The sequence below is a fragment of the Nonomuraea basaltis genome (assembly GCF_005893125.1).
GTDB lineage: Bacteria > Actinomycetota > Actinomycetes > Streptosporangiales > Streptosporangiaceae > Nonomuraea > Nonomuraea basaltis.
The window spans coordinates 1-1,196 of record NZ_VCJS01000568.1 but is presented as its reverse complement, the minus strand read 5'-3'; the positions used below and the strand labels follow the sequence as shown (position 1 = coordinate 1,196).

The following is a 1,196-nucleotide window of genomic DNA, read 5'->3' as shown; positions in this document are numbered from 1 at the left end:
AGAGGTGTATAAGAGACAGCCGCAGGCCGCGCCCGCACAGCCGGTCGCCGAGCCGACCCCGCTGCCCTCGGGCGAGAGCCCGTACGTGACGCCGCTGGTGCGCAAGCTCGCCAACGAGCACGGTGTCGACCTCGACTCGATCAACGGCACCGGCGTGGGCGGCCGCATCCGCAAGCAGGACGTTCTCGAGGCGGCCAAGGCGCAGCGCGAGAAGGCCGCCGCGGCCCAGGCCGCTCCGGCTCCCGCCTCCGCCCAGCCCGCTCCGGCCGCCGCCCCGGCTCCGCAGGCCCCGGCCCCGGCCGCGGCGCCCGAGCCGGTGGAGGTCGACACGACTCTGCGCGGCCGTACGGAGAAGATGACGCGGCTGCGCCAGACCATGTCGAAGCGGCTGGTCGAGTCGCTGCAGACGGCGGCCCAGCTCACCACGGTGGTCGAGGTCGACGTCACCAAGATCGCGCGGCTGCGCGATCAGGCGAAGGCCGACTTCCTGCGCCGCGAGGGCGTCAAGCTGTCGTTCATGCCGTTCTTCGAGATGGCCGCCGTCGAGGCGCTCAAGCAGCACCCCAAGCTCAACGCGACGATCAACAACGAGACCATGGAGGTCACGTACTTCGACGTCGAGCACCTGGGCATCGCGGTCGACACCGAGCGCGGCCTGATCGCGGCGGTCATCAAGAACGCCGGCGACCTCAACCTCGCCGGGCTCGCCCGCAAGACCGCCGACCTGGCCGAGCGGACGCGCGCCAACAAGGTGACGCCCGACGAGATCACCGGCGGCACGTTCACGCTGACGAACACCGGCAGCCGTGGGGCCCTGTTCGACACGCCGATCCTCAACCAGCCGCAGGTCGGCATGCTGGGCACCGGTGCCGTCGTGAAGCGGCCCGTGGTGATCGACACGGCTGAGGGCGAGGTCATCGCGGTGCGGTCGATGGTCTACCTGGCGCTGACGTACGACCACCGCCTGGTGGACGGTGCGGACGCGGCGCGCTTCCTGACGACGGTGAAGCGCCGTCTCGAGGAGGGCCGCTTCGAGGCCCAGCTCGGCCTCGCGTAAGGCTCATCCGCGCATTTTGATCGGCCGGACGGCTCCTTCGGGACCGTCCGGCCTTTCGTTTTGGCCGTGGCGACGCGCGACGGCGAGCGAGAGCACTGGGCAGGGGCGCGGCGGGGTGTCCTTTCTCTTATACACATCT

1 protein-coding gene is annotated in these 1,196 nt (G+C 70.7%); it reads left to right on the top strand.

Translation table 11 applies throughout. The features are described 5' to 3' along the window. Positions 1 to 1,057, top strand: a 1,057-nt coding sequence (gene sucB / locus EJK15_RS69410; RefSeq protein ID WP_138720941.1) for a 2-oxoglutarate dehydrogenase, E2 component, dihydrolipoamide succinyltransferase, incomplete at its 5' end; no start/stop codon positions are given. Positions 1,058 to 1,196: the final 139 nt, after the last annotated feature.